The 515-nt window shown below is 51.1% G+C and carries 1 protein-coding gene; it reads left to right on the top strand.

From position 1 onward, the window contains the following. Nucleotides 1–15 precede the first annotated feature (15 nt). Nucleotides 16–515: hypothetical protein (locus HYQ67_RS23905; RefSeq protein ID WP_202308679.1), on the top strand; the 500-nt coding region annotated here is incomplete at its 3' end.

Raw genomic sequence — 515 nt, 5'->3', positions numbered from 1 at the left:
GCGGGCACGAAATACATGAGCTTTGCCTCCGCCAAAGAACAGGGATTTATTACCGATGGCGCAGAGAATTACGGTGCGCCGTCGCTGCGTAAAGGTAGTCGTACCTATGTCGTGACCTACACTGACCCTGTGACCCACAATCAGGTCACTATGAATGCCTATGACAACAACACTATGGCCTCTCCCGTCTTTGGCTCCAGCGGTTTTCAGGCCGCCGTTGCTGTCGGGCCTGATGGGCAATACGTTGACAAAAATATCTATGAAGTCAGCAATGGAAGTACTCTGGACGTTAAGGTTGGCGCAACCGACAGCGCATGGCTGAGCAACAGCGCGAACCGGGTCGATCTGGTCATGAAAGGGACTGATGCCACCCAGGTGACTTCCTCTGTTTTCTTCGTTGATAATAACAGTACAATTAATTACGACTCGAAAACGCTGGTTTCCCTGGGTAATTTTAGCAACACACCTAATGCCGGGGCCGTAACGTATAATGACATCGGTTTTGCGGGGAGCGT

Source organism: Dryocola clanedunensis subsp. sulfonylureivorans (genome assembly GCF_016756775.1).
Lineage (GTDB): Bacteria > Pseudomonadota > Gammaproteobacteria > Enterobacterales > Enterobacteriaceae > Dryocola > Dryocola clanedunensis.
Note: the sequence above shows the minus strand (reverse complement) of the source record. Positions and strands in the feature narration are given on the sequence as shown.